At 70.2% G+C, this 21,401-nt stretch carries 17 protein-coding genes; 12 read left to right on the top strand and 5 right to left on the bottom strand.

Annotation, left to right across the window (positions count from 1 at the left end; genetic code table 11):
- Positions 1 to 93 precede the first annotated feature (93 nt).
- From QH470_RS22350 to QH470_RS22320, 7 genes are all read left to right on the top strand, one after another.
- Positions 94 to 753: a PadR family transcriptional regulator gene (locus QH470_RS22350; RefSeq protein ID WP_425302755.1), complete on the top strand. Its 660-nt coding sequence runs from the start codon at positions 94 to 96 to the stop codon at positions 751 to 753.
- 61 nt (positions 754 to 814) lie between these two features.
- A complete protein-coding gene (locus QH470_RS22345) occupies positions 815 to 1,840 on the top strand; it encodes an esterase/lipase family protein (RefSeq protein ID WP_425302754.1) in 1,026 nt (341 codons plus the stop codon).
- Positions 1,841 to 1,923: 83 nt separating this feature from the next.
- Positions 1,924 to 2,514: a peptide deformylase gene (gene def, locus QH470_RS22340; RefSeq protein WP_280274306.1), complete on the top strand. Its 591-nt coding sequence runs from the start codon at positions 1,924 to 1,926 to the stop codon at positions 2,512 to 2,514.
- Entirely contained in the window at positions 2,514 to 3,437 is a 924-nt protein-coding gene (gene fmt, locus QH470_RS22335) for a methionyl-tRNA formyltransferase (RefSeq protein ID WP_280274305.1), read from the top strand. Before def ends, fmt begins: the two co-directional genes overlap by 1 nt.
- A 365-nt stretch (positions 3,438 to 3,802) precedes the next feature.
- A complete protein-coding gene (locus tag QH470_RS22330; RefSeq protein ID WP_425302753.1) occupies positions 3,803 to 5,152 on the top strand; it encodes an RsmB/NOP family class I SAM-dependent RNA methyltransferase in 1,350 nt (449 codons plus the stop codon).
- Between the two features lie 651 nt (positions 5,153 to 5,803).
- Positions 5,804 to 9,706, top strand: coding sequence for a Pls/PosA family non-ribosomal peptide synthetase (locus QH470_RS22325; RefSeq protein ID WP_280274304.1), 3,903 nt, complete (start codon positions 5,804 to 5,806; stop codon positions 9,704 to 9,706).
- A complete protein-coding gene (locus tag QH470_RS22320) occupies positions 9,706 to 11,049 on the top strand; it encodes a M1 family metallopeptidase (RefSeq protein WP_280274303.1) in 1,344 nt (447 codons plus the stop codon). The genes QH470_RS22325 and QH470_RS22320 overlap by 1 nt, the downstream gene beginning before the upstream one ends.
- 83 nt (positions 11,050 to 11,132) lie before the next feature.
- Here QH470_RS22320 and QH470_RS22315 read toward each other — a convergent pair whose 3' ends face one another.
- The 3 genes from QH470_RS22315 to QH470_RS22305 form a co-directional block, all read right to left on the bottom strand.
- Positions 11,133 to 13,208: an NAD(+) synthase gene (locus QH470_RS22315; RefSeq protein ID WP_280274302.1), complete on the bottom strand. Its 2,076-nt coding sequence runs from the start codon at positions 13,206 to 13,208 to the stop codon at positions 11,133 to 11,135.
- A gap of 5 nt (positions 13,209 to 13,213) precedes the next feature.
- Positions 13,214 to 13,990 (bottom strand): RNA polymerase sigma factor SigF, encoded by a 777-nt coding sequence (locus QH470_RS22310; protein ID WP_280274321.1) that lies wholly within the window; start codon positions 13,988 to 13,990, stop codon positions 13,214 to 13,216.
- Between the two features lie 140 nt (positions 13,991 to 14,130).
- Positions 14,131 to 14,553 (bottom strand): ATP-binding protein, encoded by a 423-nt coding sequence (locus tag QH470_RS22305; protein WP_280274301.1) that lies wholly within the window; start codon positions 14,551 to 14,553, stop codon positions 14,131 to 14,133.
- 156 nt (positions 14,554 to 14,709) lie between these two features.
- Between QH470_RS22305 and rpe the strand changes: the two genes are divergently transcribed.
- A complete protein-coding gene (rpe, locus tag QH470_RS22300; RefSeq protein WP_280274320.1) occupies positions 14,710 to 15,360 on the top strand; it encodes a ribulose-phosphate 3-epimerase in 651 nt (216 codons plus the stop codon).
- Positions 15,361 to 15,374: 14 nt separating this feature from the next.
- Here the strand turns inward: rpe and QH470_RS22295 are convergent, their stop codons facing one another.
- Entirely contained in the window at positions 15,375 to 15,845 is a 471-nt protein-coding gene (locus QH470_RS22295; protein WP_280274300.1) for a hypothetical protein, read from the bottom strand.
- 538 nt (positions 15,846 to 16,383) lie between these two features.
- On the opposite strand from QH470_RS22295, the gene QH470_RS22290 reads away from it, so the two are divergent.
- The 4 genes from QH470_RS22290 to QH470_RS22275 all read left to right on the top strand — a co-directional run bounded on the left by QH470_RS22290 (position 16,384) and on the right by QH470_RS22275 (position 19,399).
- The gene (locus QH470_RS22290) at positions 16,384 to 16,992 is read left to right on the top strand and encodes a riboflavin synthase (RefSeq protein ID WP_280274299.1); all 609 of its coding nucleotides are present in this window, start codon (positions 16,384 to 16,386) and stop codon (positions 16,990 to 16,992) included.
- 86 nt (positions 16,993 to 17,078) lie between these two features.
- Positions 17,079 to 18,329 (top strand): bifunctional 3,4-dihydroxy-2-butanone-4-phosphate synthase/GTP cyclohydrolase II, encoded by a 1,251-nt coding sequence (locus QH470_RS22285; RefSeq protein ID WP_280274298.1) that lies wholly within the window; start codon positions 17,079 to 17,081, stop codon positions 18,327 to 18,329.
- A 55-nt stretch (positions 18,330 to 18,384) separates the two neighbouring features.
- Complete coding sequence (gene ribH / locus QH470_RS22280) at positions 18,385 to 18,891, top strand: 6,7-dimethyl-8-ribityllumazine synthase (RefSeq protein ID WP_280274297.1); 507 nt, start codon at positions 18,385 to 18,387, stop codon at positions 18,889 to 18,891.
- Between the two features lie 4 nt (positions 18,892 to 18,895).
- Positions 18,896 to 19,399 (top strand): PH domain-containing protein, encoded by a 504-nt coding sequence (locus QH470_RS22275; protein WP_280274296.1) that lies wholly within the window; start codon positions 18,896 to 18,898, stop codon positions 19,397 to 19,399.
- A gap of 18 nt (positions 19,400 to 19,417) precedes the next feature.
- Here QH470_RS22275 and ggt read toward each other — a convergent pair whose 3' ends face one another.
- The gene (gene ggt, locus QH470_RS22270) at positions 19,418 to 21,352 is read right to left on the bottom strand and encodes a gamma-glutamyltransferase (protein WP_280274295.1); all 1,935 of its coding nucleotides are present in this window, start codon (positions 21,350 to 21,352) and stop codon (positions 19,418 to 19,420) included.
- Between the last annotated feature and the right edge of the window lie 49 nt (positions 21,353 to 21,401).

The following is a 21,401-nucleotide window of genomic DNA, read 5'->3' as shown; positions in this document are numbered from 1 at the left end:
TTGGTTTGTGTCCCACCTCACTCTTGTCGAAGATGCATTGCCGATATATCGTCGATGTTGTCAAAGAACGAACAAGCCTGAGGAGGCACAGCCATGGAAAACATGGAGAACATGGAAATGCGCGGTCACCGGCGGGGTCCGCGGCCCGGTGGGCGCGAGCAGTTCCGCCGCCATCCGCGTGGCGGGCACGGCCCGCACGGTTTCGGTCCCGGTTTCGGACCGTTCGGCCCGGAGTTCGGTCCCGGTTTCGGACCCGGCGGTCCGTTCGGTCGTGGTCGCGGTCGTGGTGGCCGGGGGCGGCGCGGTGATGTTCGCGCGGCGATCCTGCTGCTGCTGCAGGAACGGCCGATGCACGGCTACGAACTGATCCAGCAGATCCGCGAGCGCAGCGAGGACGTCTGGCGTCCCAGCCCGGGATCGATCTACCCGGCGTTGTCGCAGCTCGAGGACGAGGGCCTGGTACTCATCGAGAAGGTCGCCGGGCGCAAGACCGCCAAGCTCACCGACGCGGGCACCGAGTATGTGGAGTCCCGTCGCGACGAACTCGGCGATCCCTGGCAGGAGGTCCGTGACGGCGTCGGCGACCAAGCGCTGGACCTGCGCGAACTGGTCGGCCAGCTGATGGGCGCGGTCGCCCAGGTGGCGCGGGCCGGCACACCGGAACAGGCGGCCAAGGCGGCCGAGGTGCTCACCGAGACGCGCCGCTCGCTGTACCGGATCCTCGCCGACGACGACACCGCCCCCGGAAACTGACGGCGGCGAAACACCGTAGTGCGCGGACCATTTGCCACCGGCGTGGGGAATGATTCGTGCAATGGGACAACAGCGGCGCCGCGGATTTCGGGAGGTCTCACAGTGGTGGCACATCGCGGTGACGGGCGCGACGGTGTGCGCGCTGGCGCTCGGCGCCGGCGCGCCTGCCGTCGCCGACCCGGCCGCGCCGCCCGACTATCGCCCGCCGGTGGTCCCCACCGAGCCCGGCCCGCCGCAACCGGAACACTTGACGGCCGCCTGGTACATGAAGGCCCATCCCGCCGCCACGCCCGGCGGAACCAATGATTTCGCCTGTCGCCCCAGCGCCGAACACCCGCGCCCGGTAGTGCTAGCGCACGGCACCGACGCCTCGGCCTACACCGACTGGGCCGGCGTCGGACCGGTGCTCGCCCAGGCCGGCTACTGCGTCTTCGCCCTGAACTACGGGGGTAAACCGGGCGCGATCCGCGACTTCGGCACCGAGGACATGTGGCTGTCGGCGCGGCAGGTCGGCGAGTTCGTCGAGTGGGTGCGGACGGCGACCGGCGCGCCGCGAGTGGACCTCGTCGGATTCTCCCAGGGCGCCAACGTGACCCGCTACTACCTGAACAAACTCGGCGGGGCCGCCGCGGTCGGTCAATGGGTGGGCCTCGCCTCGCCGAGTCATGGCGGCGATATGTACGGCCTGGTCCGCGTGGCCGATTCGATTCCGGGCCTGTGGGGGCTGTTCGAACGGCTCACCTCGCTGGCGGCGGTGCAGCAGGCCGCCGGGTCGCCGTTCATCCGGGCGCTGAACTCCGGCGGCGACACGGTGCCCGGCGTGCGGTATACCACCATCGGCAGCCGGGTCGACGAGATGATCCAGCCGAACGACAGCATGGCGCTGACCGGACCGAACGTGACGAACATCCTGCTGCAGGACCTCTGCCCGGTCGACCAGACCGGGCACTTCCATCTGGTCTACGACCCGCTCGCGTGGCAACTGCTGCTCAACGTTCTGGATCCGGCGCACGCGCGGCCTCCGGAGTGCCGATTCGTGCCGCTCGGGACCGGTAATCCCGAGGTGGTCCTGGGCGCGCACACCTGATCGGGGCGAACCCCGGCGGCACGCCGCCGCCGACTTCGTAAACTGAGACGACCGTTTCCTTACTCGCCCGGGAGTTGTTGCACGTGACCATCCAGCCCGTTCGCCTGTTCGGCGATCCCGTCCTGCGTGCCCGTGCGGACGAGGTCACCACCTTCGACAGGGAACTGCGCCAGCTGGTGACCGATCTGACCGACACCATGCGCGGCAGCGGTGGCGTCGGAATGGCGGCGCCGCAGATCGGGGTCGGCCTGCGGGTGTTCGTCTACGACACCAGCAGTGCCGGGCTCGACCGTCCGGGCACTCGGAGAGCGGGGCATCTGGTGAACCCGGCCTACGAGGTGATCGGCGCCGAGGAGCAGACCGGTCCGGAGGGCTGTCTGTCGATTCCGGGGCTGCGCTACGACGTCACCCGGGCGCTGCAGGTGATCGCCCGGGGCGTCGATTTCGACGGCGCCGCAGTGGAATTCGAGGCCGACGGACTACTGGCGCGGTGTGTCCAGCACGAGACCGACCATCTCGACGGCGTGCTGTACCTGGATCGGCTGGACGCCGCGACCCGCAAGGAGGCCATGCGCGCCGTGCGGGAATCGGACTGGTTCGGTGCCGGGAAGACGGTGATGTCGGCGGCCGAAGTGTCGGCCACCCGCGCCGCGGCGGCGGGACGGGGCCGCTGATGCGCCTGGTATTCGCCGGCACGCCCGAACCCGCGGTGCCGTCGCTGCGGCAGCTGATCGAGTCGTCGCGGCACGAGGTCGTGGCGGTGGTGACCCGCCCCGACGCGGTGGCCGGTCGCGGACGCAAGGTCACCCGGTCGCCGGTCGGACGGCTGGCCGACGAGCACGGCATCGAAGTGCTGACGCCGAACAAGCCCGCGGAACCCGGATTCGTCGAGCGGCTCACCGAGTTGGCGCCGGACTGCTGCCCGGTGGTGGCCTACGGCGCGCTGCTGCCCCAGCGAGTGCTCGACATTCCCCGGCACGGCTGGGTGAATCTGCACTTCTCGCTACTCCCGGCCTGGCGCGGCGCTGCGCCGGTGCAGGCGGCGATCCTGGCCGGTGACGAGATCACCGGTGCGTCGACCTTCCAGATCGAGGCCGGGCTGGACACCGGCCCGGTCTTCGGCGTGGTGACGGAGAAGATCGGCGTCGCCGACACCGCCGGGACCCTGCTGGGCAGGCTCGCGGAAACCGGTGCGCGCCTGCTGGAATCGACCCTCGACGGCATCGAGGACGGCACCGTGCACGCGGTCCCGCAGGCCACCGACGGCGTCTCCTACGCGCCCAAGATCGACTCGGATGCCGGGCACATCCGCTGGGACCAACCGGCCCTGGCGGTCGGCCGTCGCATCCGCGCCGTCACCCCCGCGCCCGGCGCCTGGACCGAAGTGGACGGCAAACGCCTCAAACTGGGCCCGGTGGAACTCGTCGAGGACACCCTCCCCGCCCGCTCGATCGAAATCCGCAAAACCGGCGTCTACATCGGCACCGCCACCACCGCGGTACGCCTGGATCAGGTTCAACCACAAGGCAAACGCATGATGCCCGCCCTCGACTGGGCCCGCGGCGCCCGCCTCCAGCCCGGCGCGGTGGTCGAGTGACCCGCCCCGAAGATGCTGCGGGACGGCGTAATCCGAACGCCCGCGGAAAAGGCTCCCGGCAGAACGAAGCCCGCACCCCGCGATATGACTCGCAGACTCGGCGGACCGACGACGATCCGGGACCGCAGACTCGGCGGTCGGATAACGGCCGTGGCGTCCCGGTCCGGCGGAGTGACGACGGCCCCGGGGCGCAGTCTCGGCGGGTCGACGACGGTCGTGGGGCGCGGGCGCGGCGGTCTCATGAGGGGCAAGGGTCGCAGGTCCAGCGGTCCGATGACGGTCGTGGTGGGCAGGCCGGGCGGAGTGATGCCGGGACGAGAGCGCGGTCTCGGCGAGCGGATGATGGGCGGGGGAAAGGTCGTTCTGTGCGGCGGGGCGGGGGGTCCGGGGATCCGGCTCGGGTGGTGGCGCGGGATGTGTTACGGGCCGTGCGGGAGCGGGATGCGTATGCGAATCTCGTGTTGCCCGGGCTGCTTCGGGAGCGGCGGGTCGAGGGGCGGGACGCGGCGTTTGCCACCGAATTGGCGTATGGGGCCTGCCGGGCGATGGGGGTGCTGGATGCGGTGATCGCGGATTGTGCCGGGCGGGGCGTGGACGATATCGACGGGCCGCTGCTGGATGTGTTGCGGCTCGGCGTGTATCAGCTGCTGCGGACGCGGGTCGGTGCGCATGCGGCCGTGGATACTTCGGTGGAACTGGTGCGCGCCGAATCCGGTAGTGGCAAGGCGGGTTTCGTGAATGCCGTGCTGAGGCGAGCGGGGGAGCGCACGCCGGAGGAGTGGGTGGATCGGCTTGCGCCGCGGGATCCGCTGGGGCACTTGGCCTTCGAGTACGCCCATCCGAAGTGGATCGCGCAGGCATTCGCGGACGCGCTCGGCGCCCGTGCCGAGGAACTGCGCGACCTGCTGGCCGCCGACGACGAGCGCCCGGCCGTACACCTGGTGGCCCGGCCCGGCGACATCACCGCCGAGGAACTGGCCCTCGTCACGGGCGGCGAGGTCGGTCCGTGGTCGCCGTACGCCGTTCACCTCGAGGGCGGCGACCCCGGCAAGCTGGAGCCGGTGCGCGCGGGCATGGCGGCGGTGCAGGACGAGGGCAGCCAGCTGGTGGCGCTGGCGCTGACCCGCGCCCCGCTGCACGGCCCCGACACCGGCCGCTGGCTGGACCTGTGCGCCGGACCCGGCGGCAAAACGGCGCTGCTGGGCGCCCTCGCCGATATCGACGGATACCGTGTCGACGCCGTCGAACCGGCCGAACACCGCGCCGAACTGGTGCGCAAGGCGACCGACGGCCTGCCGGTCACGGTGCACGTGACCGACGGCCGCGCCAGCGGCCTCACCCCCGGTTACGACCGCATCCTCGTCGACGCGCCCTGCACCGGCCTCGGCGCACTGCGCAGGCGCCCCGAGGCCCGCTGGCGCCGCACCCCGGCCGACGTCCGCGACCTCACGGTCCTCCAGCGCGAACTACTCACCGCCGCTTGGGATCTGCTGCGCCCGGGCGGCGTGGTGGTCTACTCGACCTGCTCCCCACACCTCCCCGAGACCGTCGCGGTCATCGGCGACCTGGTCCGCCGCACCAACGCCGAGCAACTCGACACCCGCACCCTGCTCCCCGGCGTCACCGACCTCGGCGACGGCCCCGCAGCCCAGCTGTGGCCCCACCTGCACGGCACCGACGCGATGTTCACCGCCGCCCTACGCAAACCCGCGTAACCCTGCCAGACACTGCGGCCCGTGTGGCCTGGCCTCGGCAACGTATCCCGTGGCTCGGTTTCGGCGGCGTGCCCGTGTGGTCCGGTCCCGGCGGCGTATCCATGTGACGGGTACCCGTGTGGCCTGGCCTCGGTGGCGGACCTGTGTGACCGGCTCCCGGCGGCGTGCGTGTGGCCTGGTTCGACGGGCGTATCGTGACCCGGAACTTCTCCGGGATTGTCGGCGGGTCCGGGGCATCTCGGCCGCCGATTGTGATGTCCGCGATAGCAACTCGTTGGGCGGTAACGCGGTAGCGGGACGTCGACGAGATATTCGGGGCCGGGCTGTCCTAGGCCGACGAGCGTGGTGGACCCGAGTCGGGCCTGGTACGGGTGTTGGTGGTGCGGGGTGCGGGCGGGGCTGAGCGCGGGTCGCGGATGGCAACGGACGGGGCGGGAACGTCTCGGTGGCGCGCCGTGCGACCGCACCGCGAGCGCGGGGTATGTCGCGACCTGGAAGAATGGTTCGGGCAAATCGGCCGCGTACGCGGTCGGCGGGGTCTTGCCCGGCGACGAGTGGGACACCGTAAGCGTGGCGTTTGCACATCGGTAACCCTGGCGTGAGACAACGACAGCGCACAGGTGGGGGCCGATCGGAAAGGTGAACAGGGACGTGATACTCCAGCCGGAGGTCTCGGAGACCGCGGCGGCCGCCGCGCCGTCTCCACTGCTGCGGTCGGCATTCGCCGCGTCGCCCCGCACCCTGGTCGACATCCTGGCCGAGACGGCGCTGGACCATCCCGACGCGCCCGCGATCGACGACGGCACCGACACCCTCAGCTACGCCGAACTGCTGGCGGAGATCGACGACACCGTGGACCGGCTGCGCGAGGCGGGTGTGCGGGCCGGCGACCGGGTGGGTGTGCGCATCCCGTCGGGCACCGGCGAGCTGTACGTCACGATTCTCGCCGTGCTGCACGCGGGAGCCGCCTACGTCCCGGTCGACGCCGACGATCCGGACGAACGCGCGCGCCTGGTCTTCGGCGAGGCCGGGGTCAGCGCGATCGTGACCGCCGACGGGGTGGTCCCGCACGGCGACACCACCGCCGCCCGCCCGGGCACCACCGCGTCCCCGGACCCGGACGACGACGCGTGGATCATCTTCACCTCCGGCTCCACCGGCACGCCGAAGGGCGTCGCGGTCACGCACCGCAACGCCGCCGCTTTCGTCGACGCCGAGGCCCGCCTGTTCCTGCCGGACGCGCCACTCGGCCCCGACGACCGGGTATTGGCAGGGCTCTCGGTGGCGTTCGACGCCTCCTGCGAGGAGATGTGGCTGGCATGGCGGCACGGCGCCTGCCTGGTCCCGGCCCCGCGGGCGCTCGTGCGCAGCGGCATGGACCTGGGCCCGTGGCTGGTGCGCCGCCGGATCACCGTCGTCTCGACCGTCCCGACACTGGCGGCGATGTGGCCCGCCGAGGCCCTCGACGCCGTGCGGCTGCTGATCTTCGGCGGCGAGGCGGTACCGCCCGAACTGGCCGAGCGCCTCGCCGGATCCGGCGCGCGCGAGGTGTGGAACACCTACGGCCCGACCGAGGCCACCGTCGTCGCCTGCGCCGCCCGGCTGACCGGACAGCCGCCCGTGCGCATCGGCCTGCCGCTGGACGGCTGGGACCTGGCCGTCGTCGACTCGGGCGGAAACCCGGTGGGGGAGGGCGAATCCGGTGAATTGGTGATCGGCGGCGCGGGCCTGGCCCGCTACCTCGACCCCGCCAAGGACGCCGAAAAGTACGCTCCCATGCCCACTCTGGGCTGGCAGCGGGCCTATCGCAGCGGTGACCTGGTCCGCAACGAGAGCGCGGGCCTGGTCTTCCTCGGCCGCGCCGACGACCAGGTGAAGATCGGCGGCCGCCGCATCGAACTCGGCGAACTCGACAACGCGCTGCAGCACCTGCCCGGCGTCACCGCGGCCGCGGCGGCCGTGCGAACCACCAAGGCGGGCAACCGGATTCTCGTCGGCTACCTGTCGGTCGCCGATCCCGGGTTCGACGTCGCGCACGCCCGGGCCCTGCTCGCCGAACAGCTCCCGGCGCCGCTCGTGCCGCGCCTGGCCGTCCTCGGCGAATTACCCACGCGCACCTCGGGAAAGGTGGACCGCGACGCGCTGCCGTGGCCGCTACCGGGCGCGAAATCCGCCCAGGAACCCGCCGCGAGCCTGAGCGAGACGGCGCAATGGATTGCGGGACAGTGGAATTCGATCCTCGGCGCCGAGGTGAGCGGCCCGGACGCGGACTTCTTCGACCTCGGGGGCGGCTCGCTCGCCGCGGCACAACTGGTGACCGCGTTACGCGCCCGGTTCTCGCAGATCACCGTCGCCGACCTGTACGACCATCCCCGGCTGGGCGCGCTCGCCGAGCTGTTGGAGTCCGCCGCACCGGTGGCCGAGGTCGCACCGCGCGTGGTCACCCCGACCCCGCGCCGCGCGCAATGGGCGCAACTACTGGCCCTGATACCGCTCACCACGCTGACCGGCCTGCAATGGCTGACCTGGCTGGGCATCGTCACCAATGTCGCGAGCTGGTTCGGCGCGATCCCGTGGATGCCGGGCCTGTCCTGGTGGTGGGCGCTGCTCGGCTTCGTGCTGTTCATCTCGCCGCCGGGCCGCATGGCGATCTGCGTCGCGGGCGCCCGGCTGCTGCTGCGGGGCGTCGGGCCGGGCAGCTATCCGCGCGGCGGCTCGGTGCACCTGCGGCTGTGGGCGGCGGTGCGGCTGTCGGAGGCCAGCGGCGCCGAGAACCTGTCCGGCGCACCGTGGATGGTGCCGTTCGCGCGAGCGTTGGGCGCCCGGGTCGGCAAGGGTGTCGACTTGCACACCCTGCCTCCGGTGACCGGTCTGCTGGAACTCGGCGACGGTTGCAGCGTCGAACCGGAGGTGGATCTGGCGGGCTACTGGATCGACGGGGACCGCGTGCACATCGGCGCGGTCCGCATCGGCGCGGGCGCGGTGGTGGGATCGCGTTCCACGCTGCTGCCCGGCGCGGTGATCGGCAAGAATGCCGTGGTGGCACCGGGTTCCGCGGTCTTCGGCAAGGTGAAGGCCGGACAGGAGTGGGCCGGCTCGCCCGCGACGAAGATCGGCAAGGCCGAGCGTCGCTGGCCCGCCGGCACCCCGCCGCGCGCCGTGCACTGGGTAGTGATATTCGGCCTGACCTCGATGGCGCTGGCCGCCATGCCGATCGCCGGGCTGGCCGCCGGCGGCGCGTTCATCGCGTGGTGGATCCGCGACGACCGCACGCTGCCGGGCGCGGTCGCCGACGCGTTCCTGATCCTTCCCGTCGCGACACTGCTGAGCCTGGCGGTCTTCGCCGCCGCCACCCTCGTCGCGGTCCGGCTGCTGTCCATCGGGCTGACCGAGGGTTATCACCCCGTCCGGAGCCGGGTCGGCTGGCAGGCGTGGTCGACCGAGCGACTGATGGACTCTGCGCGCACCTTCCTGTTCCCGCTCTACGCCAGCCTGCTGACGCCGTTGTGGCTGCGCCTGCTCGGCGCGAGCATCGGCAAGAACGTCGAAGCGTCGACGGTGCTGCTGCTGCCCAAGTTCACCACCGTCGCCGACGGCGCGTTCCTGGCCGACGACACCATGGTCGCCGGTTACGAACTCGGTGGCGGCTGGCTGCACATCGGCGACGCGAAGGTCGGCAAACGGGCCTTCCTCGGCAATTCGGGAATGACCGCGCCCGGCCGCCGGGTCCCGAAGAACGGGCTGGTGGCGGTGCTGTCGGCCGCGCCGGAGAAGGCGAAGGCCGGATCGTCGTGGCTGGGCAGCCCGCCGGTGCGGTTGCGCCGCACCGCGGACGACTCCGACACCGGCCGGACGTTCGACCCGCCGCTGCGGCTGCGGGTCGCGCGCGGGATCGTGGAGACCTGCCGCCTGTTCCCGGTGATGGTCACCTTCGGCATCGGGCTGGGGGTGTTGTTCGCGCTGGCCGCGCTGGCACAGGGGCCCGGATACTGGTTCGCGGCAATGCTGTCCGGTGTGGTGCTGCTGGTCGCGGGCGGCTTCGCCGGCGCCTGCGCGGTGGCGGCGAAGTGGCTGATGGTCGGGCGCATCGCGAAAGTCGAACACCCGCTGTGGAGTTCGTTCGTGTGGCGCAACGAGGTATCCGACGCGTTCGTGGAAACCGTTGCGGCGCCGTGGTTCGCGCGCGCGGCCACCGGCACCGCGGTGATGAACGTCTGGTTGCGCGGGCTCGGTGCGACGATCGGGCGCGGGGTGTGGTGCGAGTCGTACTGGCTGCCCGAGGCCGACCTGGTGACCCTCGGCGACGGCGCGACCGTGGAACGCGGGTGTGTGGTGCAGACCCATCTGTTCCATGATCGGATCATGGCCATGGACACGGTGACTCTGGAGGCGGGCGCCACCCTCGGCCCGCATTGCGTGGCGCTGCCGGCGGCGCGGATCGGCACCGGCGCGACCGTCGGCCCGGCGTCCCTGGTGATGCGCGGCGACACCGTGCCGTCCTCGACCCGCTGGCAGGGCAACCCGATCGCGCCCTGGCCGGAGGGCGCGGCGTGATGGGTGACAAGTTCTACGAGGTACCCATCGACGAGTACCTGCCGCAGAACGGCAACCGCGGCTACCGGGTGTCGCGCTACGAGCTGGAACTGGTCTACAAGGTGTCGAGCAACCGGCTGTCGGGCCGGGCCGCGATCACCGCGGTGACCACCGCGATGAGTTCCCGCTTCGCCCTGGATCTGTCCCAATCACTGAGTGTCACCAAGGTTTTCGTCAACGGCGCGAGGGCCAAGTACGCGCATCAGCGCGGGAAGCTGACGGTCACACCGGCGCAGAAGATTCCGGCGGGCGGCGTGCTCGCCATCGTCGTCCAATACGCGGGCACCCCGCGCCCGGTGCGCGGCCCGTGGGGCGAGGTCGGCTGGGAGGAGCTGACCGACGGCGCGCTGGTGGCCAGCCAGCCCAACGGCGCCGCCTCCTGGTTCCCCTGCGACGATCACCCGAGTTCCAAAGCGAGCTACCGGATTTCGATCACCACCGACTCGCCCTATTACGCCGTCGCCAACGGCACGCTGATCCGCAAGCAGGCCAAGGCCAGCCAGACCACCTGGGTCTACGAGCAGCCGGAGCCGATGTCGAGCTACCTGGCGACCATCCAGATCGGCCCGTACCGGCGTTACCGCGTCGGGTCGGCGCACGGTGCCGACGTGCCGATGCACGCGCTGGTCCCGCCGCGGCTGCGCACGGCCTTCGAGCACGACTTCGAGCGGCAGCCGCGGATGATGGCGGAATTCCGGGAACGGTTCGGGCCCTACCCTTTCGAGGGCTACACGGTGGTGGTGACCGACGACGAACTGGAGATCCCCATCGAGGCGCAGGGCCTGTCGATCTTCGGCGCCAACCACTGCGACGGCCGGCGCGGCGCGGAACGGCTGATCGCGCACGAGCTGGCCCACCAGTGGTTCGGCAACAGCCTCACGGTGCGGCAGTGGCGCGATATCTGGCTGCACGAGGGCTTCGCCTGCTACGCGGAGTGGATCTGGTCGGAGGCCGCGGGCGGCCCGAGCGCCGACCAGCTGGCCCGCGCGGCCCGGCACAATCTGGCCCGCAGCCCCCAGGACATCGTGGTCGGCGATCCGGGACCGGGCCTGATGTTCGACGATCGCGTCTACAAGCGCGGCGCGCTCACCCTGCACACCCTCCGCCTCGAACTCGGCGACGCCAAATTCTTCGGCCTGCTCCGCGAATGGACGGCCCGATACCGCCACTCCTCGGTCGACACCGAGGAATTCGCCGACCTGGCCGGTCATTACAGCACCGCATCCCTGCGCCCGCTGTGGGCGGCCTGGCTCTACGACCGGCCGCTACCCCAGCTGCCCCCGCAGAGCAGCACGGCGGGTTGAGGCGGACCGGCCTGCGCGGACACTTTCCGCACCAACGCGGCTGATTCCGCCACTTCGCGCCGAATTGCGTCCGGCCAGGCCGGTCAGGTCCCCGGGACGTTGCGTTCGAGTTCGTCGAGCCAGGCGGTGGCGACCGCGTCGCTGGGGGCGCGCCAGTCGCCGCGCGGGGACAGCGAGCCGCCGGACCCGACCTTCGGCGCGTTCGGCAGGGTGGACCGCTTGAACTGGCTGGTCTGCACGAACCGGCGGAGGAATTCGGCCAGCCAGTGCTTGATCGCGGGCAGGTCGTATTCGTGGCGGTCGGCCTCGGGGATCAGATCGGGCCAGCGGCCGCGGGTGCGGTCGGACCACGCGTGGTGCGCGAGATAGGCGATCCGGCTGGGCAGATAGCCGAAGCGCAACAGGAAGTACAGGTGGAAATCCTGGAGTTCGTAGGGGCCGACGGTGGCCTCCGAACTCTGCCCGGGCTGTCCCGAATCCCCTTCCGCCGCATCGTTGTCCGACGGAACCAGCTCCGGTGAGATCTCGGTCGACAGGATCGAGGTCAGTACCTCGTCGGCGGCCGGGCCCAGTTCGCCGGTGTCCACTGCCCAGGCGATCAGATACTTGATCAGCGTCTTGGGCACCGACGCGTTCACGCTGTAGTGCGCCATGTGATCGCCGACGCCGAAGGTGCACCAGCCCAGCGCGAGTTCGCTGAGGTCCCCGGTGCCGACGACCAGCGCGTGCTGCTGATTGGCGAGCCGGAACAGGTGCGAGGTGCGCTCGCCCGCCTGGACGTTCTCGTAGGTGACGTCGTATTGCGGAACGCCGTCCGCCGCAGGGTGTTCCAGGTCGCGCAGCATCTGCGTCGCGGACGGCCGGATGTCGATCTCGTGGGCCGACACCCCGAGCGCGCGCATCAGCCGGTGCGCGTCGTTCAATGTCCTTGTGCCGGTGGCGAATCCGGGCATGGTGTAGGCCAGCACGTGCGAGCGGGGCAGGCCCAGCCGGTCCATCGTCTTGGCGGCCACGATCAACGCCAGGGTGGAATCGAGCCCGCCCGAGACCCCGATCACCACGCGCTGCGATCCGGTCGCCGCCAGCCGGGTGCTCAGCCCCGCCACCTGGATGTGGTGCACCTCCGCGCACCGCTCGTTGCGCACCGCCGGATTCGCGGGAACGTAAGGGAAGCGCGGCAATTCGCGCTCCAGGCGGACCTCGCCGGCCGGTATCGGCAACTCCATCTCTATCCGGCGCAGCCGCGCCAGCCGCTCGCGATGGTCGTGCACATTGTCGGCGAAACTGGTCATCCGCAGCCGGTCGGCGGCCAGCCGCGGCAGGTCCAGATCGGCGGTCACGAGCTGCGGATGGTCGGCGAAACGCTCGCCCTCGGCGAGCAGATCGCCGTTCTCGCAGATCACCGCCTGCCCGTCCCAGGCCATATCGGTGGTCGACTCCCCATTGCCCGCGGCCGAATACAGGTAGGCGGCTATATTGCGGGCCGAGTGCGAGGCGCACAATTGCCGCCGATAATCCGCCTTGCCCACGACGATATTGCTGGCCGACAGGTTCACCAGCACCGTCGCCCCGGCGAGCGCGGCGAAACCGCTGGGCGGCAACGGCACCCAGCCGTCCTCGCAGATCTCCAGGTGGCAGCAGAACCCGTCCAGGTTCGACGCCGTGAACAACAGATCGGCCCCGAACGGCACCCGCTGCCCGGCGACGGTGAGATGGTCGTCGAGGTTCTCCCGCGCCGCCGCGAACTGCCGCTTCTCGTAGAACTCGCGGTAGTTCGGCAGATAGCTCTTGGGCACCGCGCCCAGTACCCGGCCCCGATCGATGACGATGCCGCAGTTGAACAATCGGCCCTGGGCCCGCACCGGCGCACCGACCACCAGCACCGTCTCGATCCCGGCGCTCTCGGCGACCACTCGCTCCAGCGCCGCGTCGACGGCGTATTGCAGCGCGTCCTGATGGAACAGATCGTCGGCGGTGTAGCAGGACAGGCCCAGTTCGGGGAAGACGGTCAGCACCGCGTGCCGGTCGGCCGCTTGGCGCGCCAGCGTCAGCGTCTGCTCGGCGTTGTAGGCCGGATCGGCCACCCGCACGGGCGGGACGGCCACCGCGACCCGGGCGAACCCGTGCCGGTACAGCGAATCGAACGGCAGCCGCGTCATGCGGTTCACTCCCGGGCCGACTGCTCCCGCAGCCGGGCAAGGGTTTTGGCGAGAATGCGGGAGACGTGCATCTGGGAGATGCCCATGCGCTGCGCGATCTGGGTCTGCGTCATGGATTCGAAGAAGCGCATGGTGAGGATCCGCCGTTCGCGCTCGGGCAGCCCGGCCAGCAGCGGCCGGATCGCCACGTACTCCTCGACCCGGTCGAACTGCGACTCCTCCTCGCCGAGGGTGTCCAGCAGTGACGCCTCGGTGTCGCGGCCCACCGACACGGCGTCGATGGAGCTGGGCTGGTAGGCATTGCCCGCGATGACCGCCTGGGTCACCTCGTCCGGGTTGATCTCCAGCTCGGCGGCGATCTCCTTGACCGTCGGGGAGCGGCCCAGCGACTGCGACAGGGTGTCGATGGCGGCGCCGATGCGCAGATGAGTTTCCTTGACGCGCCGCGGAACTCGCATCGCCCAGGTGTTGTCGCGGAAGTAGCGCCGCACCTCGCCCATGATCGTGGGCACCGCGAAGGACAGGAAGTTCGAGCCGCGCGTGATGTCGAACCGGTCCACCGCGTGCACCAGGCCCACCCGCGCGACCTGGGTCAGATCGTCGAAAGGCTCACCGCGCCCGCTGAATTTGCGGGCGATGTGATCGGCGAGCGGAATGCAGCGGCCGATCAGCTGCGCCCGCAGCTCGGCCCGCCGGTCGGCATCGTCGCCGGACCGCGCGAGTTCCTCGAAAAGCGTTGTGACGTCGTCATATCCGGTGACCGACTGGGCGACCTCCGCCACGTCCTCGTCGTTCTCGGTGGCCTGGTCCTCGGCGCTCTTCTCGGCGTTACCGTCGGAGCCGGCGGTGGCCGGTGAGCGCGGCTGGGGCTGGTCGGCTGCCGCGGCGTCGCCGGACTCGAACACGGTGTCCTCGTCAGCCACTACGCCTTCCCCCGGACCCGCCGGAATTCCACGATGGTCGGGAAGCCGGATGCCGTCTGGTCGAAGGGGTCCTGAGTGATTGTCACCTCATCGGTGAGCGTGCGCAGCACATGCCAGCCGAAACTGCGCTGGTCGGGCAGGCCCTCGGCCGCCGCGATGCCGGTGACGCGCACCAGCAGATCCTCGTCGCCGACGGTGAACCGGCACCGCAGCGCGGTGCCCGGACCGGCCACGGAGATGAGTGTCGAGCAGGCCTCGTCGACCGCCAGCCGGATGTCGGCCACCTCGTCCAGGGTGAAATCGCTGAGCAGCACCAGCGTTTCGGCGAGCCCGCGCACGATCGGCAACTGTGACACGGTAGCGGCGACGCCGATCTCCACGGGGGTGCTGCGCAGGCCCTGTTCCGCCGAAATATTGATCACCCTGAGAAGGCTACCCAAGACCGCCGCCGGTAATCCGTTCTGTGCCTGCATTGAGACGGCAGGTGGCCTCGACAGGCAGGTCATAGGGGTGTCGCGGGCACCGCTACACTTCGCGCTGTGTCCACCTCGAACCCACCCTTCCACCGGCCGTCACCGATGATCGCCCCGTCCATCCTGTCCGCCGATTTCGCGCATCTCGCGCACGAGGCGCAGGCGGTCGCGAGCGCCGACTGGCTCCATGTCGACGTGATGGACAACCACTTCGTACCGAACCTGACTCTCGGCCTGCCGGTGGTGCAGAGCCTGCTGAAGACGACCGACATCCCGCTGGACTGTCACCTCATGATCGAGGACCCGGGTCGCTGGGCGCCGCCGTACGCCGAGGCGGGCGCCTACAACGTCACCTTCCACGCCGAGGCCACCGACGATCCGGTCGCCGTCGCCCGCGACATTCACGCCGCGGGCGCCAAGGCCGGTCTGTCGGTGAAGCCGAACACGCCGATCGAGCCGTATCTGGAGATGTTGCGGCACTTCGACACCCTGCTGGTGATGAGCGTGGAGCCGGGCTTCGGCGGCCAGTCCTTCATCCCGCACGTACTGGACAAGGCCCGCACGGTCCGGCGGCTGGTCGACTCCGGTGAGCTGCGGCTGGTCGTCGAGATCGACGGCGGCATCAATATGGACACCATCGAGCAGGCCGCCGAGGCCGGGATCGACTGTTTCGTCGCCGGGTCGGCGGTGTACGGCACCGAGGATCCGGGTGCGACGGTGGAGAAGCTGCGCCAGAAGGTCGTGGCCGCCCAGTAGTAACGGCGAAAAGGTCAGCGCGCCGGTACTTTTCGGCCGCACACCGCCCGGGTCGCCTCGATGACGGACTCCAGCGGCGGCACCGTGTCGGCAGTCTCGGGTGTCCGGATCCAGGTGCGGTATCCGGTGCGCTCGTCCTCCGCCGACGGCAGTACCACCTGGCTGCCGGTGCAGGCCACGGTGACATAGAGCCGGAACAGTTCGGCCGAGACGTAGTTGGTCAGGCTGTCCGGGTGGGCCGGGCCGGTGAGGAAGGTCCAACGCCTGGCGCGGGGATGGTGGACAACAGGCCCGGCCAGTTGGTCCTGTGTCAGCTGCCGCTGCACGCGTTCGCCGAGATCCGCCGGCATGGTGATGGCGCCGTAGCGTTTGCCGATCTCGAGCAGGATGTGACGTGACGTGGGATCGATCGATGCCGGCAGGTGAAATTCGCGACGGTATTGAACACAGCGAACCTCGAGTGTCGAATCGAGAAGCGTGGTCACACCGCACCCCCATCTCTGTCGTGGTTGTCCAACCTGGATCCGGCCCCTCGCGGGACCGCTGACTTCCTTCGGTTCGACCGGCCGAGCGGCGAAAATGCTCGTGATGAAGAAGTTGAACGCCGGGGATCAACTGCATAACAATATTGCTTCCGATTTCAAGCGAACGCAAGCTTCGGGTGTAAGTGAGTCGGCGACCGGGTACAAACCCGGCTCCGGGACTCGACGGTCGCGGTAATTCCCGGTGCGGGTCTCGGCAAACAGCCCCCGGAAATTAATCGGCGGCGAAATTCGCCTTTCTCGTCGGGATAATTCCCGGACTTACAGGAATGTATTTCCGATTCTGACCAGCGCACAAGTCTCTTCGGCTGTTTCGCCCGGCTTTGCCGGACGCCGGTCTTGCGAACGCGGGACGGACGCGGCCGGGTGCCGCCTACGACCGCGCGTCGTTACGCTGGAGGCGCCGCAGCGGCTCCCGGGAATAGCACCGGCGGTGCGGGCTGTTGGCGCTAGCGGGCACCGGGTGACAGGAGAAAAGGACATGTTCACAGGCATCGTCGAGGAACTGGGCGAGATCGTCGCCGCGGACCGGCTGGCCGATTCGGCCCGCCTGACCATCCGCGGCAAACTGGTGACCTCCGATGCCGGACACGGTGATTCGATCGCGGTGAACGGAGTCTGCCTGACCGTCGTGGACGTCGTCGACGGCGACTCGTTCACCACCGACGTCATGGGGGAGACCCTCGACCGCTCCAGCCTGGGCGGACTGGGCGCCGGATCGCGGGTCAATCTGGAACGCGCCGCCGCCGTGAACAGCCGCCTCGGCGGCCACATCGTGCAGGGGCACGTCGACGGCACCGGCACCGTCGTTTCCCGCGACCCGCAGGAGAACTGGGAGGTCGTGCGCATCTCGCTGCCGGAGAACCTGGCCCGTTACGTCGTGGCGAAGGGGTCCATCACCGTCGACGGCATCTCGCTGACGGTCTCGGCGCTCGGCGGCGACGCCGCGTCCGGCGACTGGTTCGAGGTATCGCTGATCCCCACCACCCGCGAACTCACCACCCTCGGCACCGCACCGGTCGGCGCCACCGTCAATCTCGAGGTCGATGTCATCGCCAAGTACGTCGAACGGTTGCAGCAGCGCGGATAGGCAGGCTGCCGTCACGGGCCGATCCGGGAACCAGGGCCCGACGCAGTACTGTTACTGGTACCTAATCGAGATGGAGCGCAGCAGACGTGACCAGGTTCGACACCATCGAGCGCGCAGTCGCCGACATCGCCGCCGGTAAGGCGGTCGTCGTCGTCGACGACGAGGGCCGTGAGAACGAGGGCGATCTCATCTTCGCCGCGGAGAAGGCGACCCCCGAGCTGGTGGCCTTCATGATCCGCTACACCTCCGGCTACATCTGTGTGCCGCTGACCGGTGCCGACTGCGACCGCCTGGGCCTGCCCCCGATGTACGCGATCAACCAGGACAAACACGGCACCGCGTACACGGTGTCGGTGGACGCGCGCGAGGGCGTCAGCACCGGCATCTCCGCCGCCGACCGGGCCACCACCATGCGCCGGCTCGCCGATCGGTTCGCCAAGCCCGAGGACTTCACCCGGCCCGGGCACGTGGTGCCGCTGCGCGCCAAGGACGGCGGCGTGCTGCGCCGCCCCGGCCACACCGAGGCGGCCGTGGACCTCGCGCGCCTCGCCGGTCTCGGCCCCGCCGGCGTGATCTGCGAGATCGTCAGCCAGAAGAACGAGGGCGACATGGCCCGCACCGAGGAGCTGCGGGTCTTCGCCGACGAGCACGAACTCGCGCTGATCTCCATCGCCGACATGATCGCGTGGCGGCGCAAGCACGAGAAGCAGGTGGAGCGGGTCGCCGAGGCGCGCATCCCCACCAGGTTCGGCGAGTTCCGGGCGGTCGGTTACAAGAGCATCTACGACGAGGTGGAGCATGTCGCGCTGGTGCGCGGCGACTTCACCGTCGACGGCGGCGAGGACGTCCTGGTCCGGGTGCACTCCGAGTGCCTGACCGGTGACGTGTTCGGCTCGCTGCGCTGCGACTGCGGCCCGCAACTGGACGCCGCCATGGAGATGGTGGCGGCCGAGGGCCGGGGCGTGGTGCTGTACATGCGCGGGCACGAGGGCCGCGGCATCGGCCTGATGCACAAGTTGCAGGCCTACCAGCTCCAGGACAACGGGCACGACACCGTCGACGCCAACATCGAACTGGGCCTGCCCGCCGACGCCCGTGATTACGGCACCGGCGCGCAGATCCTGGTCGATCTGGGCATCCGCTCCATGCGGCTGCTGACCAACAACCCGGCCAAGCGTGTCGGCCTGGACGGCTACGGGCTCAGCATCACCGAGCGGGTGCCGATGCCGGTGCGCGCCAACGCCGAGAACCTGCATTACCTGCGCACCAAGCGGGATCGCATGGGCCACGACCTGGTCGGGCTGGACGATCTCGACCTGGGCGAGACCGCGCGATAATCCGCGCGCTTCGAGCGGACACGACGACGGCCACACGGAAAGGCGGATCTTTCGAATGAGCGGTACGGGCGTACCGGAGTTCGCGCTCGAGGATGCGAAGAGCCTGCGGCTCGGCATCGTCGCCTCGCGGTGGCACACCAAGATCTGCGACACCCTGGTCGCCAACGCCGAGCGGGTGGCCCGCGCCAGCGGCGTCGAGGAGATCACCGTGGTGCGCTGCGCGGGCGCGATGGAGCTGCCCGTGGTGGCGCAGGCGCTCGCCCGCGACCATGACGCGGTGGTCGCGCTCGGCGTCGTGATCCGGGGCGAGACACCGCATTTCGAATACGTCTGCGACGCGGTGACCGCCGGCCTGACCCGGGTGTCGCTGGACGAGAGCACCCCGGTGACCAACGGCGTGCTCACCGTCAACACCGAGCACCAGGCCCTGGACCGGGCGGGACTGCCGGATTCGGCGGAGGACAAGGGCGAGCAGGCCGCCGCCGCCGCGCTGGACGCGGCACTCACGCTGCGGGCGCTGCGCACCGCGCCCGACACCGCCGGACGCGGCCAGACGGTCTGAGCCGATGTCGCCCGTCGTCCGCATCTGGAAGCGCGGTCCGCAACCTCCCGAGCCGGAAACTGCTGGGCCGCAGTGGGATCTGGAGGTGCGTCCGCGGCGTGCGGTGCGGACCGCGCGGATCGTGGCCGCGATGATCGCGATCCTGTTCACCGTCGCCGGTCTCGCCTCGGCGCACAGCGCGACGGGCGTGAACTTCCGCGGGGCCGACCAGGTGGCGGTCATCTGTTTCGGGTGGCTGCTCGCCGGTGCGGTGCTGCTACTGACCCGGCCCCGGGTGCGGGTGGGCGCGCAGGGCGTCTCGGTGCGAAATATCCTGGGTGACAACATGTTCGAGTGGAAAGACATTCGCGGCATCACGATCCCGGACAAGCGTGCCTGGGCCCGCCTCGAACTCTCCGGCGACGAGTACGTCCCGATGCTGGCGATCCGCGTCAACGACAAGGAGCACGCGGCCCGCGCCATGGACCGCTTCCGCGACCTCGGTGCGAAATACACAGCCGAGCAATAGCACCGAGCCGCGGACCCCTTACTTGGCGTCGCCCATCACCGCGCCCTCGCGGCGGGGGTCCGCGCCGCCGATCCAGCCGTCGCCATCCCGTCGCAGCGCGCTGAGGCCGCTGGTCTGGGCATCGACGGAGACCTGGTGGCCCATCTCGCGCAGTCGCCGCACAAGCGGGTCATGGTCGCCCTTGTCGGTGGCATCGATCGCCGGATGCTCACCGCCGACGCCCGTGACCGGCGTATTGGCCGCGCCGAACGCGACCCCGGACACCGCCTGCTGCGGGTCGAGCCGCCAATCCAGCATGTTCACCAGCGTTTTCACGACGAACTGGATGATCACCGAGCCGCCGGGCGAGCCGGTCACGTAAGAAAGCTGACCGCGTGCCCCGTCGGCGCCGCGGTCGAACACCAGCGTCGGGCTCATCGAACTGCGGGGGCGCTTGCCCGGCTGCAGCCGGTTGGCCAGCGGTGCGCCGTCGGTCGCCGTGGGGTTGGCGTTGAAGTCGGTGAGCTGGTTGTTGAGGACGAAGCCGTCGACGAGATGGAACGAGCCGAAGGCCGACTCCACCGTCGTGGTCATCGCGGCGGCGTTGCCGTACTTGTCCACCACCGAGACATGGCTGGTGCCGTGCTCGGGCGCTTGCGGGCCGGTGCCGAGCGGCACGGGACCGAAGTCGCCGGGTTGCGCGGTGCCCATCGCCCGGTCCGGGTTGATCTGTGCCGCACGCTGTTTCAGGTAATCCTTGTTCAGCAGCGTGTCGGGGGAGTTGCCCGGCAGCGGGACGAAATCCGTGTCGGCGACGTACTTGTCGCGATCGGCGTAAGCCAGCCGCTCCGCCTCCGAAATCAGATGGACCGCTTGGGCATTGGGCTTGCCGCCATTGTTGTCGACATTGTCCGGCGGTAGCGCCGACAGGTCGAAATTCGACAGGATGCCCAGGGTGGCGGCGACCGTGATGCCGCCCGAGGACGGATTGGGCATGCCGCAGATCTCGTGCTCGCGGTAGCCCGTGCACAGCGCTGTCCGCTTCTCGGCCTGGTAACCGGCCAGATCCGCGAGGGTGATCTGGCCCGGGGTGCGCCCGCCGGAGGTGGTGGCGGTGGCATCGACGATGTCCTGGGCGATGGCGCCGGTGTAGAAGGCGGCCGGGCCGTCGGAGGCGATGGCGCCCAGCGTTTTCGCCATGGCCGGATTGGTCAGGTTGGCGCCGACGGGCTTGGGGCTGCCGTCCGGCTGGAGGAAGTAGGCCTTGGCATTCTCGTCGCGGGCCAGATCGGGGGCGGACTCCGCGATCTGGCCGGCCAGCCGCGGACTGATCGCGAAGCCCTGATCGGCCAGGTCGATCGCGGGGGTGAACAGGTCGCGCCAGGGCTGCTTGCCGTGGTCGTTGTGCGCCAGCTCCAGCAGCCGCAGTGCGCCCGGCACGCCGATGGACCGGCCGCTGGCCCGCGCATTCGGTTGCGGCGCAGTCTGATCGGTGTCGCTGACCCAGCGCAGATAGTTCTCGGTGGCGGCGGCGGGCGCGACCTCGCGGCCGTCGTAGGCCTCGACCGCGCGCGAGGCCGCGTCGTAGTACATCAGGAACGCGCCGCCGCCGATGCCGGAGGCCTGCGGCTCCACCAAGCCGAGCACCAGCTGCGCCGCCACCAGTGCGTCGGCCGCCGTGCCGCCGTCGGCCAGCACGCGGCAGGCCGCCTGTGTCGCAAGGGGATTGGCGGCCGACACGGCATAGGTGCCGGTGCGCACCGGCGTCATATTGCCGCGATAGCCCGACGCGATTTCGGGATTGGTCGCGATATCGGTGCCGGTGACGGTGGGACCGGCGGCGACGCGGGTGCCGTTCGGGGTCTCCGCGCACGACGGCGCCGACCGCTCGGAATCCGACGAGCAGCCGGTGATCACTCCGGCGGCGAGCAGTGCGGCGGTGGCACCGGCCCAGATGTGTCGCGTGCGCCTCATGACCGGACTCTATCGCCCGAGTCCGACACGGGCAGTGCTTTCGTCCGGC

It is taken from the genome of Nocardia wallacei, from assembly GCF_029868745.1.
In the GTDB taxonomy this organism is placed as follows: Bacteria; Actinomycetota; Actinomycetes; order Mycobacteriales; family Mycobacteriaceae; genus Nocardia; species Nocardia wallacei_B.
The sequence above is the reverse complement of the archived record's forward strand: the minus strand, read 5'-3'. Positions and strand labels throughout refer to the sequence as shown.